The organism is Prauserella sp. PE36 (assembly GCF_003311655.1).
GTDB classification, from domain to species: domain Bacteria; phylum Actinomycetota; class Actinomycetes; order Mycobacteriales; family Pseudonocardiaceae; genus Prauserella_A; species Prauserella_A endophytica.
Genome location: NZ_QEQT01000063.1, coordinates 129067 through 155232 on the forward strand (window position 1 = coordinate 129067; position 26166 = coordinate 155232).

The following is a 26166-nucleotide window of genomic DNA, read 5'->3' on the forward strand; positions in this document are numbered from 1 at the left end:
GTATGCACGCGATCACGATCAGCGAGCCAGGTGGTCCGGAGAACCTCCAGTGGACCGAAGTGCCCGACCCGTCCCCCGGCGCCGGTGAGGTGCTGATCGACGTGGCCGCGAGCGCGGTCAACCGGGCGGACCTGTTGCAGCGGCAGGGCCACTACCCGCCACCGCCCGGCGCGAGCGACGTGCTGGGCCTCGAGTGCTCCGGCACCGTCGCCGAGCTGGGCGAGGGCGTCGAGGGCTGGCAGGTCGGCGACGAGGTGTGTGCGCTGCTCGCCGGTGGCGGCTACGCCGAGAAGGTCGTCGTCCCGGCCGTGCAGCTGCTGCCGGTGCCCGGCGAGGTCGAGCTGATCTCGGCGGCGGGGCTGCCCGAGGTGGCCTGCACCGTGTGGTCCAACGTCGTCATGCACGCGGGCCTCGGCGAGGGCGACGTGCTGCTCTGCCACGGCGGCGCGGGCGGCATCGGCACCCACGCGATCCAGGTCGGAAAGGCGCTCGGCGCGACTGTCGCCGTCACGGCGGGCTCGGCGGAGCGGCTGGAGCGCTGCCGTCAGCTCGGCGCCGACCTCACGATCAACTACCGCGAGCAGGACTTCGTCGAGGAGCTCAAGAAGGAGACCGGGGGCGCCGACGTCATCCTCGACAACATGGGCGCCAAGTACCTCGGCCGCAACGTCGACGCGCTCGCCACCAACGGTCGCCTCGTCGTGATCGGTTTCCAGGGCGGGGTGAAGGGCGAGCTGAACCTCGGCAAGCTCGGCGCCAAGCGCGGCAGCGTCGCGGTGACCACGCTGCGCGCCCGGCCGGTCGAGGACAAGGGCCGGATCGTCGCCGACGTCCGCGAGCGACTGTGGCCGCTGATCGAGAACGGCTCCGTGCGACCCGTGATCGACCAGGTCATCCCGATGGCCGAGGCCGCGAACGGGCATCGAGCGCTCGAAGAGGGCGGCGTCTTCGGCAAGGTCGTGCTGACCGCGAAGTCCTAGGCGAGCTCTTCGAGCACACGCACCAGCTGGTTGATCTCGAAGACGTTGGAGTAGTGGGCGAGGGCGATGCGGACCGCGCCGCCGACCTCGCCCACGCCCAGTGCCGCGAACACTCCGCTCGTACCCTCGTCGGCGAACGCGCACAGCCCCTGCGACGCCAGGTACTCCGCGACCTCGGCGGCCTTGCGCTCGGCGACGGCGAACGCGAGCGCCGGGATCCGCCGCATGGCGTCGCCGATCACCATCACGTGCCGCAGCGAGCGCAACTCGGTGGACAGCTGGGCGAGCAGCCCGGCGTGGTACGACTTGGCCGAACCGAGCGAGGTCAGCAGCCGTTCGCGGCGGGAGCCCGAGGCCGCGTCGTCGAGCCCGGCGAGGTAGTCGATCGAGGCGATCAGGCCCGCGAGCAGCGGGTAGGCATGCGGGCCGAGCTCCAGTCGCGCCGCGCGGCGCGCACTCGGATCGAGCGACACCGACGGCAGGCGCTCCAGCAGCTCCGGGTCGCGGAACACGAGCGCACCGACGGCGGGGCCGCCCCACGTCTGCGCCGACAACACCACCACGTCGGCGCCGAGCGAGTTCACGTCGAGCGGCAGGAACGGCGCCGCGTAGGTGGCGTCGACGACCACCAGCGCGCCGACGCGCTTGGCGATCTCCACGACCGTCGGCACGTCGGGCCGCGTGCCGACGGAGCCCGACGCACAGGTCAGCGACACCGCCTTGGTGCGCGCGTTGACGAGGTTCTCGTACTGCCAGGCCGGCAGCTCGCACGTTTCGATGTCGATCTCGCCCCAGCGGACGGCCCCGCCGATCCGCTTGGCGGAACGCAGCCACGGCGCGATGTTCGCCGGCTCGTCCAACCGCGACACCACGACCTCGTCGCCGAGCGTCCAGCGTTCGGACAGCGAGTCGACGAGGCGGCTCAGCAGCACCGAGGCACTCGGGCCGAGCACGACGCCGTCGGGGTCGGCGCCGACGAGATCGGCGACCGCACGGCGCGCGGCCGCGACGATGCTCTCCGCGCGCTGGGAGGCCGGAAATGCTCCGCCCGGCCCCGAAACCGGAGCCCGCATCGCCGTCGACACCGCCGAGGCGACCTGTTCTGGAACGAGCATTCCGGTGGAACCGTCGAAGTGGATCCAGCCGTCACCCAGTGCGGGAAACAACCCACGTATCCGAGCGACGTCAAACGCCATGAGCACACCGTACGGAGCCGTAGTTTCGCTGCGCGTTCGGGGTTGCCCTGGTGAACACGGTCAGCGACGGTTCCGGCTACGCTCGGATGTGGGGTGTGTCGAAGCGCTGTGAAGTACTTCCGAAATGAGCCAGGATGGAGCATATGACGGAGCCGAATTTCCCGAATTCACACACGGCCGGTAGCCAAGAAGGGGAACAATCACACCACGTGGTGGTCGTGGGCCCGGATGGCGCTCCGGTGGGTGCGGCACGGATCGGTCCCGGCGCTGAGGGGGACAACAAGAACGAGTCCGTCGGCGACATGGTCGAGGAACCGGCCAAGGTCATGCGGATCGGGACCATGATCAAGCAGCTGCTGGAGGAGGTGCGCGCGGCACCGCTCGACGACGCCTCCCGCAACCGGCTGCGCGAGATCCACCAGACCTCGATCAAGGAGCTGGAGCAGGCGCTCGCGCCGGAGCTGCAGAACGAGCTGGAGCGGCTGGTCGCGCCGTTCACGGACGACACCACGCCCTCGGACGCGGAGTTGCGGATCGCGCAGGCCCAGCTCGTCGGCTGGCTGGAAGGCCTCTTCCACGGCATCCAGACGGCGCTGTTCGCCCAGCAGATGGCCGCGCGCGTGCAGCTGGAGCACATGCGGCGCGGGCTCCCGCCCGGCACGGGTGGCGGAGAGCAGGGCCCGTCGATCGGCAACCCCGGCCAGTACCTCTGAGCGGTGCGCCGAGCCCGACGTCCGCAGTGAAGGCCACCATCACTGCGTTGAACGCAGTGATGGTGGCCTTCACTGCGGTTGGGTTCAGCGGCCGCTGAGCCGGCCGAGCCACCGGTCGATGGTCAGCTCGTAGCGCCCTGGGTCGTAGGTCAGCCGTGCCGCATCGGTGCTCGCGGTGACGGCGGTACTCACCTGGGGCGCCCACTGCGGCAGGACGAAGACGTTCTGCCAGTAGTCCTCGCGCATCTGGATACGGGCCACCAGCTGGTAACCCGCGGTCGCGGCGGGCACATCGAGGCCGTACATCTCGTCAGGGAGCTCCTGCCGGTACGACGTCACGACGACGACCGTCGGCCGGGCCTTGCTCACCACCGTCGTCGGATCTGCGCCGTGGGCGATCGCCTCGTCGTTGAGTCCGATGTAGTCGATCGACCGCCAGTCGCTGTAGTAAGGGATCGCGCCTGCGTCGCTGACGGCCAGGGTGCGCGCCTCCTCGGGCACACCCGACTCGGCGAGGCCCTGCCCGATCGCGACGTGGGCGCGCTGGAGGTCAACGCCGTAGTTGGCGATCGTCGGAAGGCCCTGCGCGGTGGCACCGGTGACGGCGACCCACCCGACGGCGACCGCGCCCACCGCTGCGCTCGCCAGGCGGTGACCGATCGCGGCGACAGCGATGCCGGCGCCGAGGCACAGCACCGGGAAGGCGTGGTAGGCGAAGCGGTGCAGGTAGTCCATCGTGAGGCCGGACATCGCGTACGGCGCGTACGTGGCCGCCACCGTGAGGCTGAGCAGCAGGCCCTTGAACCACAGCCCCTTGACGACGAGCAGGGCGAGCGTGAGCACGAGCAGCGGGGCGAGGGCGAGCGCCGTCCGTCCGGCCCAGTCCGAGCCCGCGGCGACGTCGCCGAACTTGACGTAGAAGGTGTTCGGCAGCAGCTGCCCGTAGTAGATCCAGCGCCACAGGAAGTACCCGGCGCCGACGACCACCAGCGCGCCGAGCCCCCAGCGCGCCGTGGGGATCCGGCGGGAGTACCAGAACCACACGGCGAACGCGGGCAGTCCGGCGAGCAGGCCCTCTGGCCGCAGCATCGCGAGCAGCAGGAGCAGCAGTGGCGGCTCCCAGTCGAAGACCCGGTCCTCGTCGATCACGTGCAGCGCGACGATCACCAGCCGCAGCAGCACGGCGGCGAAGGCGACCGTTTCGAGCCCGCTGTTGAGGTGGAAGTAGGTGGGCAGGAAGAGCACGAACGCGGTGCCCGCGACGACGGCTCCCACGCCGTCGGTGGCGCGCACGAGCAGCACGAGCGTCACGCCGCCGAACACCAGCGACGTCACCTTCGCGACGGTCAGCAGGTCGGCGCCGAACGACGCGAACAGCCCGTGCCACAGCATCCAGGCGAAGTTGGTGAAGCCTTCGACGGCGTCGCCGCCGACGTTCCAGACGGGACCGAACCCCTCGGCGAGGTGCTTGCTGTAGCGGAAGGTGATGAACGCGTCGTCGATCACGAACGCCCACGCCAGCCACGTGCCGAACGCGAACAGGACGGCGAGCCCCAGCAACAGGCCCGACCTGGCTGCCTTGCTCATCGCACGGCTCCTTCGAGCGCGTCGAGCACGCGCGCGGCGCCGTGGCCGTCGACGGCGGCCGAGGCCGTGGCGGCGAGGCGCTCGCGCGCGGCGGGCTCGGCCAGCAGCGTGGCGAGGGTCGCGGTGGCAGTGGTGGGGCTGTCGAGCGCGGCGGCGTTGCCGAGTCCCGCGGCGAGGCCCCCGTCGACGGCGGCGCGGTAGCCGGCGGCCTGGTTGTCGACGAGCTGGACGAGCGCGGTCGGCACGCCGACGCAGCACAGTTCGAGGAGGGTCACACCGGAGGCGCTGACGACGAGATCGGTGTCGACGAGCTTGCCGTGCAGGCTCGGGCCGGGTGGCGACACGACGAAGCGTTGGCCGGGTCCGGGTTCGGGGAGAGTGGGCTCGCCGCGCACGAGGGCCTCGACGGTGCACGGCCTGCCGGTGGCGCGCAGGGCCTCCAGCAGCGCGGCGACGGTCTCCTGCCAGACCCCGCCCCCACCGAGCACCACCAGCACGTGTGGAGCTTTCGCGTCGCCCCCGTCGTGGGAGCGAGGGAGCTTTACTCCCGTTTCGCGGGAGTAAAGCTCCCTCGCTCTCCGTTTGTCCCTCGCCTCGAGCACCACCTGCCGCAGCGGGGCGTAGCCGACGCCGGTGAGCACCGAGCCGGAGCCGTCGTCGGGGCGCGGCTGGGGCGCCAGCCCGCAGTCCACCACCACGTCCGCCGCCCGCCTGCCGAACACGCCGTCCTCGAAGGACACCAGCCGCGCACCGGCGGCGTTCACCTCGGCCCGCACCTCGCCGATGCCGTAGTGGTCCACCACCACCGCGTCGTAGCCGTCCGCGCGCGTCTCGGGCCCGAGCACCGGAACGCCCAGTTCGGCGAAGCGCGCCGCGAGGAAGTCGGCGTTGTCCGTGTGCCCGGCGAAGGCGACCGTCCAGCCGCGCGGCGTGGCCTGCTCGGCGAGCGCGACCATGCGCGAGATGTGCCCGGCCCCGATCTGTCGCGACGAGTCCGCTCGCAGCAGGATCCTCACCGCACCGCCTTCTGCTCCACGTCCGCGTTCACCGCCACCAGGTCCGGACGCCGCCGCAGCACGTCCACGACCTCCCGCCACGCCGGGACGCGGTCACCCAGCTCCGCGACCACGCCCTCCAGCACCGTCCAGTCCTGCTCGGTGTCGAGCGTGACCCGAAGGTCGCCGGCGGGCGGCGACACGACGATACCGGCGCACGCATAACGCTCCGGCCGCCCGTGCACACCCGACGTGACGTGCTCGCGGTGTGGCCCCTTCGGTTCCTCCGCCTGCTCGGTGAGCACCGGCACGCGCACCAGCTCGGCGTCGAACCCACGCGGCAGCGTGCGCACCAGTACGTTGCTCACGTAGTCCAGCTCCGGCTGTGCCCGCCACAACGCCACGAGCTGCGCGATCAGCGCCGGGTCGTGCAGGGGGCAGTCCGCCGTGAGCCGCACGACCGCGTCGGCCGGGTACCGCTCGCACGCGAGCAGAAACCGGGCGAGCACGTCGTCGAGCGGGCCGCGCACCACCTCGGCACCACACCGCGCCGCCTCGTCGGCCACCGAGTCGTCGTCGGGCGCGTCCGAGGTGGCCACCACCACCGTGTCGACCCCCGGCGTCGCCGACGCAGCCCGCACCACCCAGCCGAGCACGCTGCGACCACCCAGCGAACGCAGCACCTTGCCCGGCAACCGCGTCGACGACGCCCTCGCCTGGATGACGACGTTCACGACGGTCGGCTCGCGCATGGGTGACATGATGGCCGGAGTCCATACGCCTGCAACGCGGAGGTAACCCCATGGCCGAGCTCGACGGTGCGAGCATCCTGCTCACCGGAGGTACGGGCTCGTTCGGAAAGGCCTTCATCACCCACGCGCTCGCCGAGCTCAACCCGCGCAGGCTGGTCGTGCTCTCCCGCGACGAGCTGAAGCAGTACGAGGTGCGCAGGCAGTTCGGCGACGACCCCCGCCTGCGCTGGTTCATCGGCGACGTCCGCGACCGCCGCAGGCTCGAACGCGCCATGCACGGCGTGGACTACGTGGTGCACGCCGCCGCGCTCAAGCAGGTCGACACCGGCGAGTACAACCCCTTCGAGTTCGTCCAGACCAACGTGATGGGCTCGCAGAACGTCATCGAGGCCGCCATCGACACCGGCGTGCGCAAGGTCGTGGCGCTCTCCACCGACAAGGCGTCGAGCCCGATCAACCTCTACGGCGCCACCAAGCTGTGCGCCGACCGGATGTTCATCAGCGCCAACCACTACGCCGCCACCCACCCCACCCGTTTCGCCGTGGTCCGCTACGGCAACGTGATGGGTTCGCGCGGCAGCGTCATCCCCTTCTTCCGCTCGCTCGCCGAGCGCGGCGAGTCGCTGCCGATCACGCACAAGGAGATGACGCGCTTCTGGATCACGCTGCCGCAGGCGGTGCGCTTCGTGGTGGACTCCTTCGACCAGATGCACGGCGGCGAGCTGTACGTCCCGAGGATTCCCAGCATGCGGCTCGTCGACCTCGCGCAGGCGATCGCCCCCGGCAGCGCGATGCACGAGGTCGGCGTCCGGCCCGGCGAGAAGCTGCACGAGGAGATGATCGCGCCGGACGACTCGCGGCGGACACTGCTGCTGGAGGACCGCTATGTGGTGCAGCCGCACATCGCGGGCTGGGGCTACGAGCCGCCGGAGGGTGGCGTGCCGGTGCCGGACGGCTTCGCCTACCGCTCCGACACCAACGACCTCTGGCTCGACACCGGCCAGCTGCAGGAGCTGATCGCCGAACATGAGTGAGCCGTTCCTGCCCTACGGGCGCCAGTCGATCGGCGACGACGACCTCGCGGCCGTCGCCGAGGTGCTGCGCGGCGACTGGCTGACCACGGGTCCCGCGGTGCAGCGGTTCGAGGCCGACCTCGCGGAGCAGACGGGCGGAACCCCCGCGGTGGCGGTCACCTCGGGCACGGCGGCACTGCACGTGGCCTACGCGGCAGCGGGTCTCGGGCCCGGCGACGAGGTGGTGGCCAGCCCGATGACGTTCGTCGCGACGGCGTCGGCCGCGGCGCTGCACGGCGCGAAGGTGGTGTTCGCCGACGTCGAGCCCGACACCGGCAACCTCGACCCGCACGCGGCCCGCGCGGCGTTGACGAGCCGCACGAAGGTGGTCGCCGCCGTCGACTACGCGGGCCACCCCGCGGAGCTGGACGAGCTGCGAACCGTCGCCGACTCGGCGGGCGCGCTGCTGCTGGAGGACGCCGCGCACTCGATCGGCGGCTCGTGGCGCGGCAGGCCGGTCGGCTCGCTCGCCGACCTGACGACGTTCTCGTTCTTCGCCACCAAGAACCTCACCACGGCCGAGGGCGGTGCCGTGGTGAGCGCGTCAGAGCGGCTGCTGGAGCGGGCGAGGGCGTTCCGCAACCACGGCCTCGTTCGGGACCGGGCCGCCCAGCGGTATCCCGACGAGGGCGGCTGGCACCAGGAGGTGCACGCCTTCGGGCTCAACTACCGGCTGCCGGACGTGCTGTGCGCGCTGGGCAGCAGCCAGCTGCGACGGCTCGCGGAGTTCAAGCGGCGCCGCGCGGCGATCCACACGCGCTACGACAAGGCGTTCGCCGACCTCGACGGCGTGCGGACCCCGGTGACGAGGGCGGGCGCGGACCCGATGTGGCACCTGTACCCGCTGCGCGTGCTCGACGGACGGCGCCGGGCGCTGTTCGACCACCTGCGTGGGCTCGGCATCGGCGTGCAGGTGAACTACATCCCCGTGTACTGGCACCCCGTGTTCGAGGACCTCGGCTACCGCCGCGGCCTGTGCCCGAACGCCGAGCGGTTCTACTCCGAACAGCTGTCCCTGCCGCTGTTCCCTGACCTGACCGAGTCCGATGCAGACCGGGTGATCACGTCGGTGCGGTCGTTCTTCGGGGCTTAGGCCGCGTCAGGCACGGCCTAGATCAGGTCCCAGCTCAGGGGCGTGCCCTTCACCGCGTCGACGCGGAACGTCCGGCCGAGCACCTTCGCGATGTCACCGGGAGGCAGCCCACCCGCCGGCCGGATCGAGCGCACGTTCCGCTCGGTCACCGGATCGCCCGCCCGCACGTCCTCGACGACGTACAGCGACCGGCGCAGCCGCAGGCCCTCGCGCTCGCTCTCCTTGGGCCCCAGCACCGGTTCGCCCAACGCCTGCCACGCCCGCCGCGTCTCGGTGACCAGCGCCGCGAGCTCCGCGGGCTCGAGCGAGAACGCCGAGTCGACGCCGCCGTCGCCTCGAGAGAGGGTGACGTGCTTCTCGATCGCGCACGCTCCCAGCGCCACGGCTGCCACCGGGGCACCGAGGCCCGGCGTGTGGTCCGACAGACCGACCAGGGCACCCGTCACCTGGGCCAGCAACGGCAGGCCGCGCAGGTTGCTCTCCTCCGGCGCGGCCGGGTAGCTGGCCGTGCAGCCGAGCACGATCAGCTGGTCGTTGCCCGCCTCGCGCGCGGTGCGCACCGCGGCGTCGATCTCGGCGACCGTGGCCATGCCGGTGGAGATCACCAGCGGCTTGCCGGTCCGCGCGCACAGTTCGATCAGCGGCAGGTCGACGATCTCCGACGACGCGATCTTGTACGCGGGCGCGTCGAGCGACTCCAGCAGCTCCACCGCGGTCGGGTCGAACGGGCTGGAGAACACCTCCAGGCCGCGCTCACGGGCGCGGCGGAACAGCGGCTCGTGCCACTCCCACGGCGTGTGCGCCTGCTCGTAGAGGCGGTACAGGTTCTGCCCGCCCCACAGCTCGTGGCCTTCGCTGAGCCGGAACGCGGGACCGTCCACGTCGATCGTGATCGTGTCGGGCCGATAGGTCTGCAGCTTCACTGCCTGCGCCCCGGACTCGGCCACCGCGTCGACGATCGCGAGCGCGCGGTCGAGGTCGCCGTTGTGGTTGCCGGACACCTCCGCGATCACGAACGGCGCGTGCTCGGGCCCGATGTCGTGCTTACCGATGACGACGGACGTGGCAGCCATGGCTAGGCATTCTCCAGTGGTTTGGTGAGCACCCGGAACGGCCCGGCCGTCTCGGTGCCGGTGTAGCCGGCCTTGCGGAAGAGGGCCACGGACGCCGAGTTGTCCTCGTGGACGCTCGCGAGCACGCACCGCGCGGATTGCCGCCTGCGCAGCTCGCACTCGCCCGCCGCCAGTATGGCTCCGGCGAGGCCCCTTCCGCGGCACTCGGGGGCGACGGTGATGCTGACCTCCCACGTGCCCTCGGGGGCGTCGGACACCAGGTCGAACCGCACCGTGCCCACGGGCCCGTCCGCCTCGGCGACGAACAGCAGCCGGTCCGCCGAGGCCAGCACGCTCTCGAGCCAGCACACGTGGTCGGCGAGCGGGACGACTTCGCTGGCGCGCGACCAGCGCCGCGTCTCCGGGTCGTTGCGCCAGCTCAGCAGCAGCTCGGCGTCGCGAACGCCTGCCTCTCGGACGGATAGCCGCGCCTCAGTGTCCACTGGCGCCCGCACGGTCCTCCAGCTTGCGCAGCCGCTCCTCGTACCGCGCGATCCCCGTGAGCCGCACGCGCACCTGGGCGTGCTGGCGCTGCACCTCCTCGACCAGCGAGCGCGCCTCGGCCAGCTCCGCCTTGTCGGCGGGCGGAGTGAGTGCGATCTTGGCGCGCAGGTCCTCCAGCCGGGCCTCCTGCGCGGCGACGTGCGGGATCAGGCGCTCCACCTCGCCGGTCGTCCAGCGCAGGTCGCCGCGGACCCGGTCGAGCTCCGCCGCCAGGTCGGCGACCCGCCGCTCCTGCTCGGCGAGCCGCCCGGCGTGCCGCTCGATGCGCTCGACGTGCCCGCGCATACGGTCGTCGATGCGGAAGTCGACGAGCCTGGCGAGCCTCGCGGCGGCGCCCTGACGAAGCGCTCTCAACGGGTTCACTGGGTTCACTGCATGTTTTCCTTTGGGGTTCTCGGTGGTCAGCGGAGGAACTTGGTGTTGCCCGTCCTGGTCCAGGACTCCAGCAGCCTGCCCTCGGCGGCGATCTGGTGCTCCGGTCCCACGATGCACGAATCTCCCGCCGCGTGCTCCCAGGACGTCTGGTGTGGGTCGTCGATGAACGAGAAGCCGGTGAGCACCAGCTCCGCGTCGGGGAAGGACGTCCGCGCGATCCACGCCGCCATCGTGCCCGTGGTGGCCCACGTGCCCTCAGCCTGCGTCGGCAGGTCGAGTGCCTCCGACAGCGGCAGCGTCACGTCGCGGTTGGACACGGGGACGAAGCCGAGATCGGCGGGCCACCACTGCGGGATGTCCTCGGGCTCCCAGTGCAGCCTGCCCGGCTCCACCAGCAGGTACAGCCGCGAGGGGTAGTCGTCGAACACCCACTTCGTGGCCCGCAGGGCCCGGTTGAACACCACGACGTGCGTCCGGTGGCCGACGGTGGGCCGCCCGCCCGGCTCGTCGCACACGAAGCCGTTGACCCGGAAGACGAGGTCGCACGAATCGATGGCCTTGGCCCGCCGCTCGTCCGGGGCGAGCGGCTGGTTGCCCACGACGGCGACCGAGCGCGGATCGGGGCGGTCGGCGTACGCCTCGAGCAGGCTCCTCAGGAGGTTCGGCGCCCGGACGTCGCTATCCATGTGAACGCAAGCTATCAGCACACCGGCAGTGCGCAACGCGTACACACACAGCTACCGAGTGCTCCGAACGGCGCAGTCCTGCGCCTATGATCCGGTGATGCGCCGAAACCTCCGGCACGCACTGCGCGCGAAACTCGTTCGCGCCGTCGAGGCTGCGCAGGCCCCACAGCTGCGCAAGCTGGAACGACTCGAGCGGGAGGTCACCGAGCTGCGGCGGGACACGGCGCGCCTGCTCGACCGGGTCGTCGAGTTCGAGGTCCGAAGCCGGCGCGACATCGTGTACGCGGGCGACCGCGAGGCCGCGGCCGAGAGCCACCGCTTCGCCCGCCAGCACCTGATCGGCGCACGGCACTTCCGCAAGCCGTGGGAGACGCTGCGCTACGCGCTCTCGCTGGCCCCCGAGGGCGGCCTCGCGCTGGAGTTCGGCGTCGCCTCCGGCAACACCCTCCGGCACATCGCGGAGGCCCGCGGCGGCGGCAAGGTGTACGGCTTCGACTCGTTCGAGGGCCTGCCCGAGCCGTGGCTGGCCGGGATGCCCGCGGGCGCGTTCGCGAGGACGGACCTACCGGACGTACCGGGCGCGGAACTGGTGGTCGGTCTCTTCGCCGACACGCTGCCCGCCTTCCTGGAGCAGCACGGGCAGCCGGTCGACTTCGTGCACGTGGACAGCGACCTCTACAGCTCCGCGAAGACCGTGCTCGACCTCGTCGGACCCCGGTTGCGGGCGGGATCCGTGATCGCGTTCGACGAGTTCTTCAACTACCCCGGCTGGCAGGACCACGAGTACCGGGCGTGGCGGGAATACGCCGAGCGCACAGGTGTGCAGTTCTCGTACGAGGCGTACTCCTACGAAGACTGCCAGGTCGTGGTGCGGCTCACGGGTTGAGGCGGACGCGCGCGATCGCCTTCATCCGTCGCCAGTACCCTCGTATCTCGTGCACGCCACAAGCACCGTTGACCCCACGGAAACGCCCACGATGACTTCGGCACCACCCGCTTCGGACAGCCGAACCTTCCGCCGCGCGTTCGCCGACCTCAGGGACGGCGCCCGGCAGCGCGAGCTGTGGGGCCACCTCGCCTGGCAGGACATCAAGCAGCGGTACCGCCGCTCGGTGCTCGGGCCACTGTGGATCACCCTGAGCATGGGCATCACCGCGCTCGGTCTCGGCCTGCTGTACTCGCAACTGTTCGACGCCGAGATCGGGACGTTCCTGCCCTACATCACGGCCGGCTTCATCGTCTGGTACTTCATTCTGGGGTGCCTGACGGAGGGCACGGACACGTTCATCGCGAACGAGGGGCTGATCAAGCATCTGCCCGCTCCGCTGTCGGTGTACGTGCTGCGCACGGTGTGGCGGCAGAGCATCATGCTCGCCCACAACATGGTCATCTACGTGATCGTGATCGCGATCTTCTGGGGCCCGGTGACCACGTCGGGCTACTCGATCACCGAGGGCGGTGTCCCCCAGCCGGGCCTGAGCTGGAGCGTGCTGCTCGCCATCCCGGCCTTCGTTCTGGTGGCGATCAACGCGGGCTGGGTCGTGCTGCTGTTCGGCATCGCTTCCACACGGTTCCGCGACATCCCGCAGGTCGTCTCGAGCCTGATCAACCTGCTGTTCTTCATGACGCCGATCGTCTGGTCCACCGACATCCTCAAGGACAAGTTCGGGGAGAGCGTCGGCTGGCGGGACCTCGTCGCCGAGCTGAACCCGCTGTACCACTTCATCCAGCTCGTGCGCGCGCCGCTGATCGGCAACGAGCAGAGCTGGCACCACTGGGTCGTGGTCGGCGCCTTCACGATCGTCGGCTGGGCCCTGGCGCTGTTGGTGATGCGCAACTACCGTGCTCGCGTCTCGTATTGGGTGTGACGACAAAGATGATCAGCATTGACGTCTGGAACGCGTCGGTCGACTTCCCGATCTTCGACGCGAAGACCCGCTCGCTGAAGAAGCGTGTGCTGGGCAAGGTCGGCGGCAAGATCGGCACCGACAGCAAGGTGCCCATCATCGAGGCGCTGCACGACATCACCCTGTCGGTCAAGAGCGGCGACCGCATCGGCCTGGTCGGCCACAACGGTGCGGGCAAGTCGACCCTGCTGCGCCTGCTCTCCGGCATCTACGAGCCCACGCGCGGCTCCGCGCGCGTCAACGGGCGCGTGGCGCCGGTCTTCGACCTCGGCGTCGGCATGGACCAGGAGATCTCTGGCTACGAGAACATCATGATCCGTGGCCTGTACCTGGGCATGACTCGCAAGCAGATGGAGAAGCGCGTCGACGACATCGCGGACTTCACCGAGCTCGGCGACTACCTCTCGATGCCGCTGCGCACGTACTCGACCGGCATGCGGGTGCGGCTCGCGCTGGGCGTGGTGACGTCGATCGACCCCGAGATCCTGCTGCTCGACGAGGGCATCGGCGCGGTGGACGCGGCGTTCTTGAACAAGGCGCGCGACCGGCTCGTCGACCTGGTCAAGCGCTCCGGCCTGCTGGTGTTCGCGTCTCACCAGGACGACCTGCTGCTGGAGTTGTGCACCTCGGCCATCTGGATGGACGAGGGCCGGATGAAGATGCAGGGCCCGCTGCGCGAGGTCCTCACCGCGTACAAGGGCAGGGATCCCTTCCACAACGTCAGCCAGGAGACACTCGACCGGCTCGAAGGCGCACCGGCGCTGAGCGGCGACTGAGGTGGCAGCCATGGAGCCGTTGCCGGAGGGCGCCGTCGTCGCCGTGGTGGTCACCCGCCACCGGCGGGAGCTGCTGGCCGAATCACTGAAGGTGATCGAGGCACAGACGCGGCCCGTGGACCACCTCATCGTGGTCGACAACGGCCCCGACGTGCCCGCGCGCGACGTGGTCGAGGCGTACTCGCTGCCCGCCACCTACCTGCCGTCCCACCGCAACCTGGGCGGCGCGGGCGGGTTCGCGCTCGGGATGCTGCATGCGCTGGCGCTGGGCGCCGACTGGGTGTGGCTCGCCGACGACGACGGAAGGCCCGCCGACGAGCACGTGCTGCAGGTGCTGCTCGACGAGGCCCGGCAGCGCGACCTCGCCGAGGTCTCGCCGATGGTGGTCAACATCGACGCCCCGGAACGGCTCGCGTTCCCCCTGCGCAGGGGGCTGACGTGGAAGCGCTCGTCGGCCGAGCTGGGCACCGACTTCCTGCCGGGCATCGCCTCGCTCATGAACGGGGCGCTGTTCCGCGCGTCGACGCTGGAGGTCACGGGCGTGCCCGACCTGCGGCTGTTCTTCCGCGGCGACGAGGTGGAGCTGCACCGCAGGCTCGTCCGCTCGGGCCTGCCGTTCGGCACGTCGCTGCGCACGGCCTACCTGCATCCGAACGGCTCGGACGAGTTCAAGCCGATGCTGGGCGGCCGGTTCCACGCGCAGGACCCGGAGAACGACGTCAAGCGGTACTACACCTACCGCAACAGGGGCTACCTGCTGTCGCAGCCGGGGATGCGCAAGATCGGCGCTCTGGAAGTGCTGCGCTTCGGCCTGTACTTCGTGGGCGTGAAGCGGGACCCGAAGGCGTTCGCGCAGTGGCTACGCCTGGTCCGTCAGGGCCGCAGGGAACGCTTCTTCCGCTACTGACCCTCTCCCGAGAAGGGGCTCCGAGCTTCGGGCTCGGGGCCCCTTCTGCCGCGCTTATTCGCCGATGACGGGCGGCGCCGTGCGCTGGTCGGTGCCGAACACCTCGTCGGGGTCGCCCTCGACGAGGTAGGTGGGCCGCTGGTGCTCGGCATCCTCGCTGCCCTGGCCACGGCCGGATCCTGCGCCCATGCCCGCGGCACCCATACCGCCCCGGCCTGCCGCCGCGGCGGCGCCGGGCGCCGCCGCACCGCCGCCCATGGGGCCCATGCCGGGCTTGGCTGGGCCGGACGCGGCACCGGAGGCCGCACCCGCGCCCGGAGCCCCACCGGCACCGGCGCTGCCACCGGGACCGAAACCACCGGCCCCGCCGCGCCCCAGCTTGCTGGCGTAGTCGGACCCGCCCGCGCCGTAGCTTCCGCCACCGCCCATGGGACCCATCGGCATGGGACCCATGCTGTTGAAGTTGCTGTTGCCGTTCCCGGTGGGCACCCTCGGCCTGCTCGTGGTGGGCGGCCGGTAGCCGGATGGAGCGGTGCCGGGCGTGCTACCGGTGTAGCTGCCGGGCAACGGCGCCGGCGACGAGTAACCCCCGCCGGGACCGCCGGGACCGGAACCGCCACCGCCGTAGCTGCCACCCCCACTCCCGCCGGGGACGGTGCTCCCACCGGGAATCGAGCCGCCGCTGTAACCGGACGCGTCGGTCCCCCCGTTGCCGGGCATGCTGATGCCGGTGCCCGGCGGCTTGAGACCGGTGCCCTCGCCGTTGCCAGTGCCGAACTTCGGCGGCTCGGCGAACACGGGCTGCTTCGAGGCGGCCGTGTAGAGATCGTTGTCGTACTGGGTCATCACCCGCGCGGCCTCGGAATGGGCCTCCTGGCTGCGCTGGTACGTCTCGAACGTCTCGTTCATGTTGGAGACGATGTTGAACGGGTTACTGCCCCAGCGCTGCATCTCGGTTTCCCAGTTGAAGGGAACCTCTTCGGGCATGCTGTTCTTGGCGGTGGTCGCCGCCTCGGACTGCTGGTACATGACCTCGGAGGCCAGCTGAGCGTTCTGGGAGTTCCCATCGGCCCAGGTGCTGAGGCTCTGGAAGTACCCGTGCGCCTGATCGGCTGCCGCACCTTCCCACTCGTGCTGAGACTTGCCGACGGCCTCCTTCAGCTGAGTGGCGAACTCGGAGAACGCGGTGTGCAACTCGTGGTACGCATCGGAGATTTCCACGACGTCCTGGGGGTCCAGACCGTTCGCCACGTAACTCGACATCGCACCGTGGTCGTGGCCCTGGTAATTGGCGCCCGATGGCTGCAGGCCCTCGACGTACTGCACGTCACCGGAGGACAACTCTTGGACTCGCTGGTTCCCGGCCTCCTGCGCCTCCATACCGGCCTTGCCCTGCGCCACCATCCGGTTGATCCAACCGGCGATGCCCCCGTCCTCGACCCCGGCCTCGGCGCGCTGGCGGAAGTACTCCTCGCGCTGCGAGGGCGATAGCTGGTAGATCTCCTCGTCCGTGAGCGTGCGCGCACTGGTCATGGTGCTTACCCCTCAGGCAGTTTTGGTTCGACAATCTCGGCCACCCGACCGACGAGATCACAGGACGCATCCGTGTCGAGACCGGTAACGGCGACGTCAACGCGCGAGCCGGCCCCCACACCGAGCGCGATGATGCAGCCTCCGTGAGCCGGTACCTGGGCTAGGTTCCGACCGTTGAGCTCGCCGGTGTTGATGCCCAACCCTTCATCGTTGACACTGTCAACATCCTGGTCATCACGCACGTCGACACCGACGGTGGGAAGCCGAGCGGCGTCGGTGCGCTCCGGGTAGTAGGTGCAACTCCGTGCGCCAAGACCTTCGTCCTCCTCCGGCCGTTCCTTGAACGTGCCGAAGGAAGAGACGTCAGCGAACGACAACAACGAGCAAGGCTCGATGGACGCGGTGGACGCGTTGCTGGGAGCTGACGTCGGCGCATTGCTCGCACCACTGTGCTGGGTGCTGGCTGGCGTATCGGATGTCAGGGCGGAGCCCGGTTCGTTTTGCGAACAGCCAGCGGACAAGGCTAGAGCAACCACCGGCAAGATCACGAACATCGCTCGCGTCATGGAATTCGGCATGGTTCAGGCCTGGCCCACGTTCATCCCGTCGGCCGTCGTGGCCTCGTTCTCCTTGTAGATTCCCGCAGCCCGAGCGAGGGCCGTGTCGGCATCACTCAAGACCTGCGCCAGCTGGTCGAGCACGATGGACGCCGATCCGAGCTCGTTGGCGCCACCCTTTTGGTCATGCGCTGCCACAGTCTGTCCGTACTCGTGGCTACCCAGCTTCGGAGCCTGCCCCAGGCGACGGACGGTGTTCGATGAGAGCTCGTCGAGACGCGTCTGCATATTGGACAACGCTGCCCGCAACGGCTTGACGCCTTCCTCGCTGATCCGGAAACCACCGGTGCTGGCGGCTTCGACCAGCTTTTGCGTCTCTGCCTTCGTGGTTTCGATTGCCTTACTGTCGATCACGGACCCCGCCTTGCCGATGGCGGCGCCCCACGCGCTGGTGTCCGGCGCCTCCCCGGAATCCCATGCGATCGGCATCGTTACCCCACATCCTCGCTGTGTCGTCCGACGGCAGTTTACAAGTCGACCACCCACCGCGACGGGCGTTCACAGAATCCTCTCCACGACCGCGGTATGACGTGGCCGCGGCCACGTCCGGTTCCACTCCTGCTACAGATAGGCCCCTACCTGGGCATACATCGCCCGCTGATCAGGTCGTCGACGCAGCAGGCAGTCTCGGTTCGATGATCTCAGCCACTTGGCCAGCGACATCGCAGGACACTTGCGTATCAAGACCAGTCACAGTCACGTCGACTCGGGAGCGGTCGCCGACAGCCATGGCGATGATGCAGCCTCCGCGAGTGGGCACCTGCGTGACTTGTCGGCCATTCAGCTCACCGGTGCTCGTCCCCAAGCCCTCGTCATTGGCGTTGTCCACGGACTGTCTGTCGCGGACGGCCACGCCGATCGAGGGTAGATCGCTGGCGTCGGTCCGCACCGGGTAGAAGTCGCAGCCGCGCGCGCCGCCCATCGCAGTCTCCTCGGGGTCCTCGAACGTCGCAAAGGACGAGATGTCGTCCTTGGTCAGCAGCGTGCACGGCTCGAGCGAGGACGTCGTCGTACCGTCAGCGTCTTGGTTAGACATGGACGGCGAGCCCGGGCCCTGCGGCTGGTTCGCGGACGTATCGCTTATGAGTTCCGCCGAGCCGGGTTCGCTGCTCGAGCATGCGGTGAGCAGAACCAGCACAGCTCCGAACGCAAACATGGTGAGTGGGCGGATCACTGAAGTTCCCATCGATCAGGTGGCCACGTCCGGTTCCACTTCGGCTACAGATAGCCCTCTAGCTGGGCATACAGCTGCTGCGCGATGCGGGCGTTGTCGCCGGGCGCGTAGGTCAGCCACTGCTGGCCGTCCTCCGCCTCCCGCTGGGTGCAGAAGTACCGGCCGTCCTCGGTGTCGAACCACGCGATCGGACCGAGGCTTACCTCCTTGCCGTCCCGGCCGCGCACGAACGCCGCGAACTGGCCGATTCCTTCCTTCGGCTTCTCGAACAGCCTCGCCACCGCACGCTCCTGCGACGCCGAGTGCGAACGCGGCGGGGCCACGCCCGCGAACGGGTCGTAGCCGCCCTCGTCGGGCGCTCCGTGGCGGGGCCTGCGACGCGGAGCCGGCTTCGCGACCGTCACCGACTGGCCTCCGGCCGCGGGCGTCAGGGGCAGGAGGTCGACGATCGCCGAGACGAAGTTCGTAGGCCTGACCTCCTCGAACACCAGCAGGTTGCCGTCCTGTCTCGCGACCACCGCGAACTGGCCGTCCGAGGCCGCTCTCGCGAACAGCTTGTCGTCCTTCTTCAGCTGCGCGGCCGCCGCGACCGCCAGCGGAGCCTTCACGAAAGTCTCCAGCGCGAGCTGCGCGTCGGCGTCGAGCCGACCACGGCTGAACAGGTCACGGTTCTCCAGGTCACGGAAGACCGCCTCCCTGACCTGGGCTCGCTGCGTGTGGGTGGTGCCCATGTGAGGGATCTGGAACGGGAACGGCGCCTTGCCCAGCTTGAGGTGCTCCAGCAGCATGTCGACCGCCACGAGCGACAGCGAGAACGAATGCGCCATTTCCCAGCTCCCCCGAATTTCCTCGTTTGCTGGGAACGCACGTTATCAGCAGCCTCGAAGGCTCCGCTGTCAGCGAACCAATCTTGCCGGGGCGATCACGGGCTGCTGTTGTGGACCGCATGGCCGATGAGAAACCCACGCTGGTCCTGCACCTGGTCAGCGGTGGCGAACCGCTGCTGTTCTCCGTGCATCCCGACGACGTCGCCGAGCTCACGAAGCAGCTCTACCTGTACCTCGACCACGGATCGGTCCAGACCATCCGCACCAGGGAGGACGTGAACATGCAGGTGAACTTCGCTCACGTCGCGGTCGCCTACATCGACGACCTGCAGCGCAAGGGGAAGGTCTTCGGCCTGCACTGAGGAACAGGCCGGGGTGGTGAGTGCCCCCCGGCACTCACCACCCCGACGATCACAGCCGGTAGAGCCGCGTCCAGTTGTCGCGGCTGGTCAGCTCGGGCAGCGCGCGCTTGTACTGCGCCTGCACCGCGCGGCCCTCCTTGCGGAGCCGCTGGATGGTGCGCACGCCGCGCTTGGCCAGGTCGAACATGCGGTCACGGTCGTAGCGCCGGACCCGCACGCCCTCCTGCGACGCGTCGGTGACCACGGCCGTCTCGAACAGCGACACGTGCCACCAGTGGGCCTCGTCGCTCGGGATGGCGCCGAGCGCGAACCGGTGCTTGCCGAGCACGCGGTTGAGGATGCGCTTGAGCAGCACCAGCCGCTGCATGCTGGGCCTCGGCGCGGTGTTGATGATGCCGATGTCGTTGGAGGCGATGCCCGGCACGTCGGTGGCCGGGTACCGCTTGGTCTCCGGGTACTGCGCCCGGATCTCCCGGATCTCCTTCATCGCGGCGACCCCGCCGTCGTGCAGGATGTCCGGCCCCTCGAGGAAGTCCTCGACCGCCTTGATCAGGGTCGCCGAGAGCCCGTACTGCATGCCGAGCAGGTAGCGCACGAGCTGCGCCATGAGCACGCGGGAAAGCACGTTGAGGTCGAACGGGCTGTGCAGCGCCGCCGTGATGATCGAGTTACGCAGGTTGAAGTAGCGGTGCCACTCGTCCCAGTCCTTCCAGTGGAAGTCGGCGTGCCAAACGCCCGCGCCGGGCAGGGTGACCGTCGGGAAGCCGTGCGCCCTCGCCCGGTAGCTGTACTCCGCGTCGTCCCACTGGAAGAAGAACGGCATCGGGTAGCCGATCTCCTTGACGACCTCGTACGGGATGAGGCACGACCACCAGCCGTTGTAGCCGGCGTCGAGGCGGCGCTCCTGCCGGTTGGGCTTGCCGGACTCCTCGTCGACGCCCAGCAGGTCGGCGGTGCTGAGGCTGTGCTCGACGGGCTGGCCGGGCTCGAGCGTGTTGAGCCGCGCGTACTCGGCGCCGACGTGCAGCTGGTTCGGGTGCAGCTGGTTCAGCATCTGCCCGCCGACGATCATCGGGTTCGCTGCGCGGTTCGAGAACGCCGTCAACCGGATCACCAGGTCGGGCTCGAGCAGCACGTCGTCGTCCATGAACAGCACGTTGGCGTGCTCGGTCTCGGTGTGCCCGGCGACCTCGTACAGCCCTCGCGTGAAGCCGCCCGCGCCGCCGAGGTTCGGCTGCTTGATGTATCGAAGCTTGGCGCCGAGCCGCTCGGCGACCTCGGCGAAGCCGTCGCGGGAGTCGACGGTGTCGGTGCCCTGGTCGGCGACGTAGATGGCGTCGAGCGTGTCGAGCGCGGGCAGCGAGTCGGCAAGCGCCTTGAGGTTCTTCAGGCAGTCGTCGGCGCGGTTCATCGTGCAGATGGTCACGGCGGTCGGACGCACCTTCTCCGGCGGCTCGACGGTCCAGCGGACGTCGGAGACGGTCAGCCGCTCACCGGCCTCGGTCTCCAGGTCGAGCCACAGCGCTCCGCCGTCGTAGAACTTGTCCAGCTTGGCCTCGAGCGCGACCGTCCGGGGCTGCTTGGCGTTCTCCACCGACGTGGCCGTGATCGTGCGGGGCTCGCCCGCGACGTCGGAGGCCCGCACGGCCAGGTGGCCGGAGCCGGTGACGGTGGCCTCGACGGTGACGGTGGGGACGTTGGTCCAGCGCTGCCAGTAGCTCGCCGGGAAACGTCCGAAGTAGGTGTTGCCGGAGACGCGGGCCGAGGGCTCGAGCGTGACGCTATCGCGCTTGCGGGACGCGACGCCCTCCGTGATGTCGGAGTAGAGGTCCTTGCTCACCACATCGGACGGCCCGGCGAAGAGGCCGCGCTGGGCGAGCAGCCTGCCCTGCGGGGTGTGCTCGGAGAACAACGCCTGCTCCTCGTTCGCCGGGGCTTTGCCGTTCGTGGCCGGCTGTTGTGCGGTTGCCGGAGCGGCTTTACCGGGCATCAGACCTCAGTCCTCCAAGGAAAACATTTCGCGGGGGGCTGCCAGTAAGGTACAGGCCAACCCTGAGGACAACGCACAAGGCCATCACGCACGGGGTTCGCGGAACACGACCCACTTCAGCATCACGAAATTGATCGTGGTCGCCGTGCCCTGCGCGATGATCCACGCGAGCGCGACGCGCCACGTGAGTTCCGGCAGCAGTTCCAGTGCCAGCGCGTTGGTGCCGACGTTGACGAAGAACGTCACCGTGTAGAGCAGCATGAAGCCGCTGATTTGCCCGGCTCCACCCTTTTGGGCGGCAGTGAAAGTAAAGCGGCGGTTAAGGAAATACGCCGTCGTGGTTCCGGCGATGAAACTGATCGCCTTCGCCAGGTGCACCCACGTGCCCGCCTGGAGCAGCAACCAGTAGATACCGGAGTCGACCAGCGCGCAGAAACCACCGATGAGCGCGAATCGAACGAGTTGTGCCAGCAGACCGGGAGACGCTGGCCTGCTCGCGGCCTCACTGGCCTGGGAGTCGGTCGCCACCACTGCTCTACCTCATCGGCCGGGAATCTGTCCGGTCCGAGTCTCGCACACGGGCATCGCTACCCTGGGCCGGGTGAGCGCAGCGACTCCAGAACCCCACACCGAACGCCAGGCACTCGCCGGGTGGGGCCGCACAGCCCCGACGATCGCGAACGTGCTGAGCACGCCCGACGTCGAGACGATCGCGCGTGCGGTCACGCAGGCAGGTGAGCGCGGCGTCATCGCCCGCGGCCTCGGGCGGTCCTACGGCGACCCCGCGCAGAACGCGGGCGGGCTGGTCGTCGACATGACCGCGCTCAACCGCATCCACTCGATCGACCCGGACAGCGCGACGGTGGACGTCGACGGCGGCGTGAGCCTGGACGCGCTCATGCGCGCGGCCATCCCCCACGGGCTGTGGGTGCCGGTGCTGCCGGGCACGCGCCAGGTCACCATCGGCGGCGCCATCGCCAACGACATCCACGGCAAGAACCACCACAGCGCGGGCAGCTTCGGCAACCACGTGCTGTCGATGGACCTGCTGACCGCCGACGGCAGGGTGCGCACGATCACCCCCGAGGGCCCGGAGTCGGAGCTGTTCTGGGCGACGGTCGGCGGCATCGGGCTGACCGGCATCATCGTGCGGGCGAAGGTGCGGATGAAGCGCACCGAGACGGCGTACTTCGTCGTCGACGCCGACCGCACCTCGAACCTCGACGAGACGCTGGAGCTGTTCACCAACGGCTCCGACCTCAACTACGACTACTCGATGTCGGTGCCCGACCTGATCTCCAAGGACGACCGCCTCGGCCGCGCCACGTTCTCCCGTGGCTCGCTGGCCAAGGTCGACCAGCTGCCGGAGAAGCTGAAGGCCGACCCGCTCAAGTTCGACGCGCCCGTGCTGATGACGCTGCCGGACGTGTTCCCCAACGGGCTCGGCAACAAGGTCACCTTCGGACTCATCAACAACTTGTGGCAGCGCACGGTGCCGAAGAAGGGCGCCCGCGGCAAGATCCAGAACCTGACGCAGTTCTACCACCCGCTCGACATGCTGAGCGAGTGGAACAGGGCCTACGGACCGGCGGGTTTCCTGCAGTACCAGTTCTCCGTGCCGTTCGGGCGCGAGGACGACCTCAAGCGCATGTGCCGCAAGATCGCGAACTCGGGGCACTACTCGTTCCTCAACGTGTTCAAGCGGATGGGCGAGGCGAACCCGGCCCCGCTGTCATGGCCCTCGCCCGGCTGGATGCTCAGCGTCGACTTCCCGATCAAGGACGGGCTCAGCCGGTTCTGCCTTGAACTCGACGAGGACGTGCTGGCCGCGGGCGGGCGGCTCTACACGGCGAAGGACTCCCGCACGACTGCGGAGACCTTCCACCGCATGTACCCCCGCCTCGACGAGTGGCGCAAGGTCCGCCACTCCGTCGACCCCGACGGCGTATTCATCTCGGACATGGCCAGGAGGCTGGAACTGTGATCGACGCGGTGGGCAACCCCCAGTCGCTGCTACTGCTCGGCGGCACCTCGGACATCGCTCTGGCGATCGCCGAGCAGTACCTCGCGAAGCGTCCACTGAGGATCGTGCTGGCGGCACGGCCCTCCGCGCGGCTCGACGCCGCCGCCAAGCGGCTCGAGGCCAAAGGCGCCGATGTCTCCACTGTGGACTTCGACGCCAAGGACACCGCCTCGCACCCGGCCATGCTGGACAAGGCGTTCGAGGGCGGCGACATCGACGTGACCGTGGTGGCCTTCGGCCTGCTCGGCGACGCGGAGGAGGTCTGGCAGGACCACGCCAAGGCTGTCGAGCTGGCGACCGTGAACTACACCGCGGCCGTCTCCGTGGGCGTCGCGCTCGCGGACAAGCTCAAGAAGCAGGCGCACGGCAAGGTGATCGCACTGTCGTCCGTCGCCGGTGAGCGCGTACGGCGCTCGAACTTCCTGTACGGCTCCACGAAGGCCGGCTTCGACGGCTTCTTCCTCGGCCTCGGGGAGGCCCTGAAGCCCTCCGGCGTCACGGTGACCGTGGTTCGCCCCGGCCAGGTGCGCACGAAGATGACCGAGGGCATGGGCAAGGCCCCGCTGGAGCAGACAGCCGAGCAGGTGGCCGAGATCGCCGTGAACGCCTCGCGGGCGGGGAAGGACCTCGTGTGGGCGCCCGGCACCTTCCGCTGGGTGATGTCGGCGCTGCGGCACGTGCCGAGGCCGATCTTCCGCAAGTTGCCGATCTGACCCGACGAGCCGCGCTGCCCTGCTGCAGTGAAGGCCACCTTCACTGCGTTGAACGCAGGCATGGTGGCCTTCACTGCAGCTTCGGCTACTGGATGAACCAGTAGCCGAAGGAGGTGTACTCGGGATAGGGGCTCAGCATCGGTCGAACCGGTGCGAGCTCCACCGAGACCGTCGACGACGTGATCGCGTCCCCGGGCACGGTGAACGACTCGTTCGTCCACCTGTCCCGCTTCGGCCCGAGCTGCCAGACGCCGACCTCCCGGCCGTCGACGAGCACGCGCACCGACCTCTCCTCGCCCGGCGCCAGAATCCGCCCGGCGATCTTCAGCGGCTTGCCCGGCTGGAGGTTGTGCGCCGTGAACGCCTCGCCGCCCACGATCACGCGGCCGCTGTCGATCACGTCGTCCTGCCTGCGCAGGAGGCTGTTGGGCTGCAGGCTCGGCTGCTCCATGCGGGCCTCGTAGTCGTGCGACTCCTCGCTCTCGAGGTCTCCCGCGTTGAGGTAGTCGCGAACGTCCCCCGGCACGGGGCACGCCTCGCCGCTGCCCGCGAGTTGCCAGTGCGCCTCGTAGACCTTGAGGTCCTCGAACGGCACGATCCGGAACCCGGTGAGGTCGGCAGGCGCGCGCACCGGCAGCGTCTGCAGCGGCTCCGGGCCGAGGATGCCCGCGTCGACCAGGGGGCGCATTGGCGCGCCCGGCTGCGGCTCGTAGATGGCGAAGTAGTCGGGGCGCTCACCTGGCGGCAGCTTGCGCAGCGCCTCGTACAGCGAGCCCGTGCCGTTGTTGCTGGCCTCGGCGAGGCCGTTGGTGGCGAGACCGATCGTGTCGATCACCTTGCGGTTGCCGAAGTAGGCGACGGCCCCGACGTCCTTCACGGCGACGATCGCGTCCCTCGGCAGGTTGCCGTCGATCCAGGCTCCCAGCGAGACGTCGGTGTCGCGGATGGTTGCCGCCTCGCGCCCGAGCCGCACGCCCCACGTCGGCAGCGCGACCAGTGAGAACAGCAGCACCACGACGAGCAGCACGTGCATCCCGATCCGGCGCGCCCGCTCCGCGAACGCCACGCGCGTCAGCGCGTACACGCCGCAGACGGTGAACAGGATGTACAGCGGCATGAACGGGTGGAAGTAGCGCAGCTCGTGGATCAGCGCGGTGGACAGCGTCGACACCGACAGCACGACGGCGCCGAAGCCCAGCCCCACCGCGAGGAGCAGCGGACGCCACCGCTTGCGCGTGACCAGCAGGTACGCCAGGCCCACGAGGAACACGACGAGCATGCCGGGGAACGCGAAGTCCTGGCCGTTCATGCCGTTGAAGTAGTCGACGGCGCCTCGGATGTTGGCCACCGTGCGGTCGATGAACTGGCCCAGGTAGAACACCGGGCGGTCGTTGAGGTGCGACTTCGACTGCACGCCGTTGGCGGTGAACGTGCCGGTGGCGAGCCGGTAGAAGAGGTACTGCGCCGCGGTGGCGGCCAGCGGCAGCAGGGCCCACAGCGCGGACAGGACGACCTTCCGCTCGCGCCGGACGCCCCAGAGCGTCCACAGCATCGCGCCGCAGAGCATGATCGCGAAGATCATGCCCTCCGGCCGGACCAGCGCCATCGCAGCGGCGATGAGCGGCGTCCACCGGAAGCGCACCGCGGGCCGCTCCTTGACGAACGTCAGCACCGAGCCCGTGACCAGCAGGGACGTCAGCCCGACCTCCATGCCGCTCGCCGCACCCCACAGCAGCGGTCCGCTCACCGCGACGAGCACGCCGGCCCACGCGCCGACGGCGCGGCTCACGAGCGCGCGGCCGAGGTGGTAGACGAGACCGGCCGTGATGGCCATGCAGACGACGCCGAACAGCACGGCGAACGTGAGGAAAAGGGCGCCCTTGAAGCCGAGGAAGTAGGCGGTGCCCAGCACGAACGCGTAGAGCAGACTGCTCGCTCCCGTGCTGATGGGGTCACCGGTGTTGTACTGGAACGGGTGCCCCTCGCCGAGCTGCTTGCCGTACTGCAGGTGGATGTAGACGTCGTCGAGCGGGGCGACGAGGTTGCCCTGGTTGTAGGCCATGTCCACGACCACGAACACGCCGCCCAGCACGAGCGAGAGGCCGCCGATCAGCCAGGCAAGACGGTCCCGCCGGGCCAGCAGGGCGCGGATGCGCCTTCCGGGCTCGGCCGTCCTCGGCGACTCCGGGGCGGACTCGGCCTCGTCGCCGGGGGTGTCGCTCTGTCTGTCCGTGTCGGCTGTCGTGGTCATCTCTCCCCGCCTGTCGGGCA

27 protein-coding genes are annotated in these 26166 nt (G+C 69.6%); 11 read left to right on the forward strand and 16 right to left on the reverse strand.

Features of this window, described 5'->3' with window-relative positions; translation table 11 throughout:
- The first annotated feature begins 2 nt into the window (after positions 1-2).
- On the forward strand, positions 3-980 hold the full coding sequence (locus tag DI005_RS16370) for an NAD(P)H-quinone oxidoreductase (protein ID WP_113642710.1): 978 nt from the start codon (positions 3-5) through the stop codon (positions 978-980).
- Here DI005_RS16370 and DI005_RS16375 read toward each other — a convergent pair.
- Positions 977-2176, reverse strand: a complete 1200-nt coding sequence (locus DI005_RS16375) for a cysteine desulfurase-like protein (protein WP_112266174.1) — start codon at positions 2174-2176, stop codon at positions 977-979. The two genes, DI005_RS16370 and DI005_RS16375, sit on opposite strands and share 4 nt — an antisense overlap.
- Before the next feature lie 143 nt (positions 2177-2319).
- Between DI005_RS16375 and DI005_RS16380 the strand changes: the two genes are divergently transcribed.
- Positions 2320-2889 (forward strand): bacterial proteasome activator family protein, encoded by a 570-nt coding sequence (locus tag DI005_RS16380; protein ID WP_170200497.1) that lies wholly within the window; start codon positions 2320-2322, stop codon positions 2887-2889.
- Positions 2890-2973: 84 nt separating this feature from the next.
- Here the strand turns inward: DI005_RS16380 and DI005_RS16385 are convergent, their stop codons facing one another.
- Genes DI005_RS16385 through DI005_RS16395 form a run of 3 tightly spaced genes read right to left on the reverse strand, consistent with a single transcriptional unit; the run spans position 2974 to position 6223 of the window.
- Positions 2974-4476, reverse strand: coding sequence for a hypothetical protein (locus DI005_RS16385; RefSeq protein ID WP_113642711.1), 1503 nt, complete (start codon positions 4474-4476; stop codon positions 2974-2976).
- Positions 4473-5492 (reverse strand): spore coat protein, encoded by a 1020-nt coding sequence (locus DI005_RS16390; protein WP_113642712.1) that lies wholly within the window; start codon positions 5490-5492, stop codon positions 4473-4475. The genes DI005_RS16385 and DI005_RS16390 overlap by 4 nt, the downstream gene beginning before the upstream one ends.
- The gene (locus tag DI005_RS16395) at positions 5489-6223 is read right to left on the reverse strand and encodes a cytidylyltransferase domain-containing protein (RefSeq protein WP_199542853.1); all 735 of its coding nucleotides are present in this window, start codon (positions 6221-6223) and stop codon (positions 5489-5491) included. Before DI005_RS16395 ends, DI005_RS16390 begins: the two co-directional genes overlap by 4 nt.
- A gap of 50 nt (positions 6224-6273) precedes the next feature.
- Here DI005_RS16395 and pseB point away from each other — a divergent pair, with 50 nt between their 5' ends.
- Together pseB and DI005_RS16405 are read left to right on the forward strand one after the other, a co-directional pair.
- Positions 6274-7257: a UDP-N-acetylglucosamine 4,6-dehydratase (inverting) gene (pseB, locus tag DI005_RS16400; protein WP_113642713.1), complete on the forward strand. Its 984-nt coding sequence runs from the start codon at positions 6274-6276 to the stop codon at positions 7255-7257.
- Positions 7250-8389, forward strand: coding sequence for a DegT/DnrJ/EryC1/StrS aminotransferase family protein (locus tag DI005_RS16405; protein ID WP_113642714.1), 1140 nt, complete (start codon positions 7250-7252; stop codon positions 8387-8389). The genes pseB and DI005_RS16405 overlap by 8 nt, the downstream gene beginning before the upstream one ends.
- A gap of 17 nt (positions 8390-8406) precedes the next feature.
- On the opposite strand, the gene pseI is transcribed toward DI005_RS16405, so the two are convergent.
- The 4 genes from pseI to DI005_RS16425 are packed head-to-tail and all read right to left on the reverse strand — an operon-like array spanning position 8407 to position 11066.
- Positions 8407-9462, reverse strand: a complete 1056-nt coding sequence (gene pseI, locus DI005_RS16410) for a pseudaminic acid synthase (protein WP_112266160.1) — start codon at positions 9460-9462, stop codon at positions 8407-8409.
- 2 nt (positions 9463-9464) lie between these two features.
- Positions 9465-9944 (reverse strand): GNAT family N-acetyltransferase, encoded by a 480-nt coding sequence (locus DI005_RS16415; protein WP_113642715.1) that lies wholly within the window; start codon positions 9942-9944, stop codon positions 9465-9467.
- A complete protein-coding gene (locus DI005_RS16420; protein WP_112266156.1) occupies positions 9934-10377 on the reverse strand; it encodes a hypothetical protein in 444 nt (147 codons plus the stop codon). The genes DI005_RS16415 and DI005_RS16420 overlap by 11 nt, the downstream gene beginning before the upstream one ends.
- A 29-nt stretch (positions 10378-10406) precedes the next feature.
- Entirely contained in the window at positions 10407-11066 is a 660-nt protein-coding gene (locus DI005_RS16425) for a hypothetical protein (RefSeq protein ID WP_369973589.1), read from the reverse strand.
- A 97-nt stretch (positions 11067-11163) separates the two neighbouring features.
- Between DI005_RS16425 and DI005_RS16430 the strand changes: the two genes are divergently transcribed.
- From DI005_RS16430 to DI005_RS16445, 4 genes are all read left to right on the forward strand, one after another.
- Positions 11164-11952: a class I SAM-dependent methyltransferase gene (locus tag DI005_RS16430; protein ID WP_113642716.1), complete on the forward strand. Its 789-nt coding sequence runs from the start codon at positions 11164-11166 to the stop codon at positions 11950-11952.
- 91 nt (positions 11953-12043) lie between these two features.
- Positions 12044-12934, forward strand: coding sequence for an ABC transporter permease (locus DI005_RS16435; protein WP_112266154.1), 891 nt, complete (start codon positions 12044-12046; stop codon positions 12932-12934).
- A gap of 8 nt (positions 12935-12942) precedes the next feature.
- Positions 12943-13749 carry an ABC transporter ATP-binding protein gene (locus tag DI005_RS16440; RefSeq protein WP_112266152.1) on the forward strand — a complete coding sequence of 269 codons (807 nt, stop codon included), beginning with the start codon at positions 12943-12945 and terminating at the stop codon, positions 13747-13749.
- A 10-nt stretch (positions 13750-13759) separates the two neighbouring features.
- Positions 13760-14656 carry a glycosyltransferase gene (locus DI005_RS16445; RefSeq protein ID WP_112266150.1) on the forward strand — a complete coding sequence of 299 codons (897 nt, stop codon included), beginning with the start codon at positions 13760-13762 and terminating at the stop codon, positions 14654-14656.
- Between the two features lie 54 nt (positions 14657-14710).
- Here the strand turns inward: DI005_RS16445 and DI005_RS16450 are convergent, their stop codons facing one another.
- The 5 genes from DI005_RS16450 to DI005_RS16470 all read right to left on the reverse strand — a co-directional run bounded on the left by DI005_RS16450 (position 14711) and on the right by DI005_RS16470 (position 18807).
- Positions 14711-16189, reverse strand: coding sequence for a hypothetical protein (locus DI005_RS16450; RefSeq protein WP_113642717.1), 1479 nt, complete (start codon positions 16187-16189; stop codon positions 14711-14713).
- A gap of 5 nt (positions 16190-16194) precedes the next feature.
- Positions 16195-16755 (reverse strand): DUF3558 family protein, encoded by a 561-nt coding sequence (locus tag DI005_RS16455; RefSeq protein ID WP_158559818.1) that lies wholly within the window; start codon positions 16753-16755, stop codon positions 16195-16197.
- A gap of 15 nt (positions 16756-16770) precedes the next feature.
- Positions 16771-17235 (reverse strand): hypothetical protein, encoded by a 465-nt coding sequence (locus DI005_RS16460; protein WP_113642719.1) that lies wholly within the window; start codon positions 17233-17235, stop codon positions 16771-16773.
- A gap of 172 nt (positions 17236-17407) precedes the next feature.
- Positions 17408-17944: a DUF3558 family protein gene (locus tag DI005_RS16465; protein WP_158559819.1), complete on the reverse strand. Its 537-nt coding sequence runs from the start codon at positions 17942-17944 to the stop codon at positions 17408-17410.
- 80 nt (positions 17945-18024) lie between these two features.
- Positions 18025-18807 (reverse strand): ESX secretion-associated protein EspG, encoded by a 783-nt coding sequence (locus tag DI005_RS16470; RefSeq protein WP_112266146.1) that lies wholly within the window; start codon positions 18805-18807, stop codon positions 18025-18027.
- Between the two features lie 119 nt (positions 18808-18926).
- Here DI005_RS16470 and DI005_RS16475 point away from each other — a divergent pair, with 119 nt between their 5' ends.
- Complete coding sequence (locus tag DI005_RS16475; RefSeq protein ID WP_112266769.1) at positions 18927-19169, forward strand: hypothetical protein; 243 nt, start codon at positions 18927-18929, stop codon at positions 19167-19169.
- Between the two features lie 49 nt (positions 19170-19218).
- Here DI005_RS16475 and DI005_RS16480 read toward each other — a convergent pair whose 3' ends face one another.
- On the reverse strand, positions 19219-21159 hold the full coding sequence (locus DI005_RS16480; RefSeq protein ID WP_113642721.1) for a glycosyltransferase: 1941 nt from the start codon (positions 21157-21159) through the stop codon (positions 19219-19221).
- Positions 21160-21243: 84 nt separating this feature from the next.
- A complete protein-coding gene (locus tag DI005_RS16485; RefSeq protein WP_112266142.1) occupies positions 21244-21690 on the reverse strand; it encodes a GtrA family protein in 447 nt (148 codons plus the stop codon).
- Between the two features lie 70 nt (positions 21691-21760).
- Between DI005_RS16485 and DI005_RS16490 the strand changes: the two genes are divergently transcribed.
- Entirely contained in the window at positions 21761-23143 is a 1383-nt protein-coding gene (locus tag DI005_RS16490) for an FAD-binding oxidoreductase (RefSeq protein ID WP_199542856.1), read from the forward strand.
- Positions 23140-23895, forward strand: a complete 756-nt coding sequence (locus DI005_RS16495) for a decaprenylphospho-beta-D-erythro-pentofuranosid-2-ulose 2-reductase (protein WP_112266138.1) — start codon at positions 23140-23142, stop codon at positions 23893-23895. The genes DI005_RS16490 and DI005_RS16495 overlap by 4 nt, the downstream gene beginning before the upstream one ends.
- A gap of 85 nt (positions 23896-23980) precedes the next feature.
- Here the strand turns inward: DI005_RS16495 and DI005_RS16500 are convergent, their stop codons facing one another.
- Positions 23981-26146, reverse strand: a complete 2166-nt coding sequence (locus tag DI005_RS16500) for a hypothetical protein (RefSeq protein ID WP_112266136.1) — start codon at positions 26144-26146, stop codon at positions 23981-23983.
- Positions 26147-26166 lie beyond the last annotated feature (20 nt).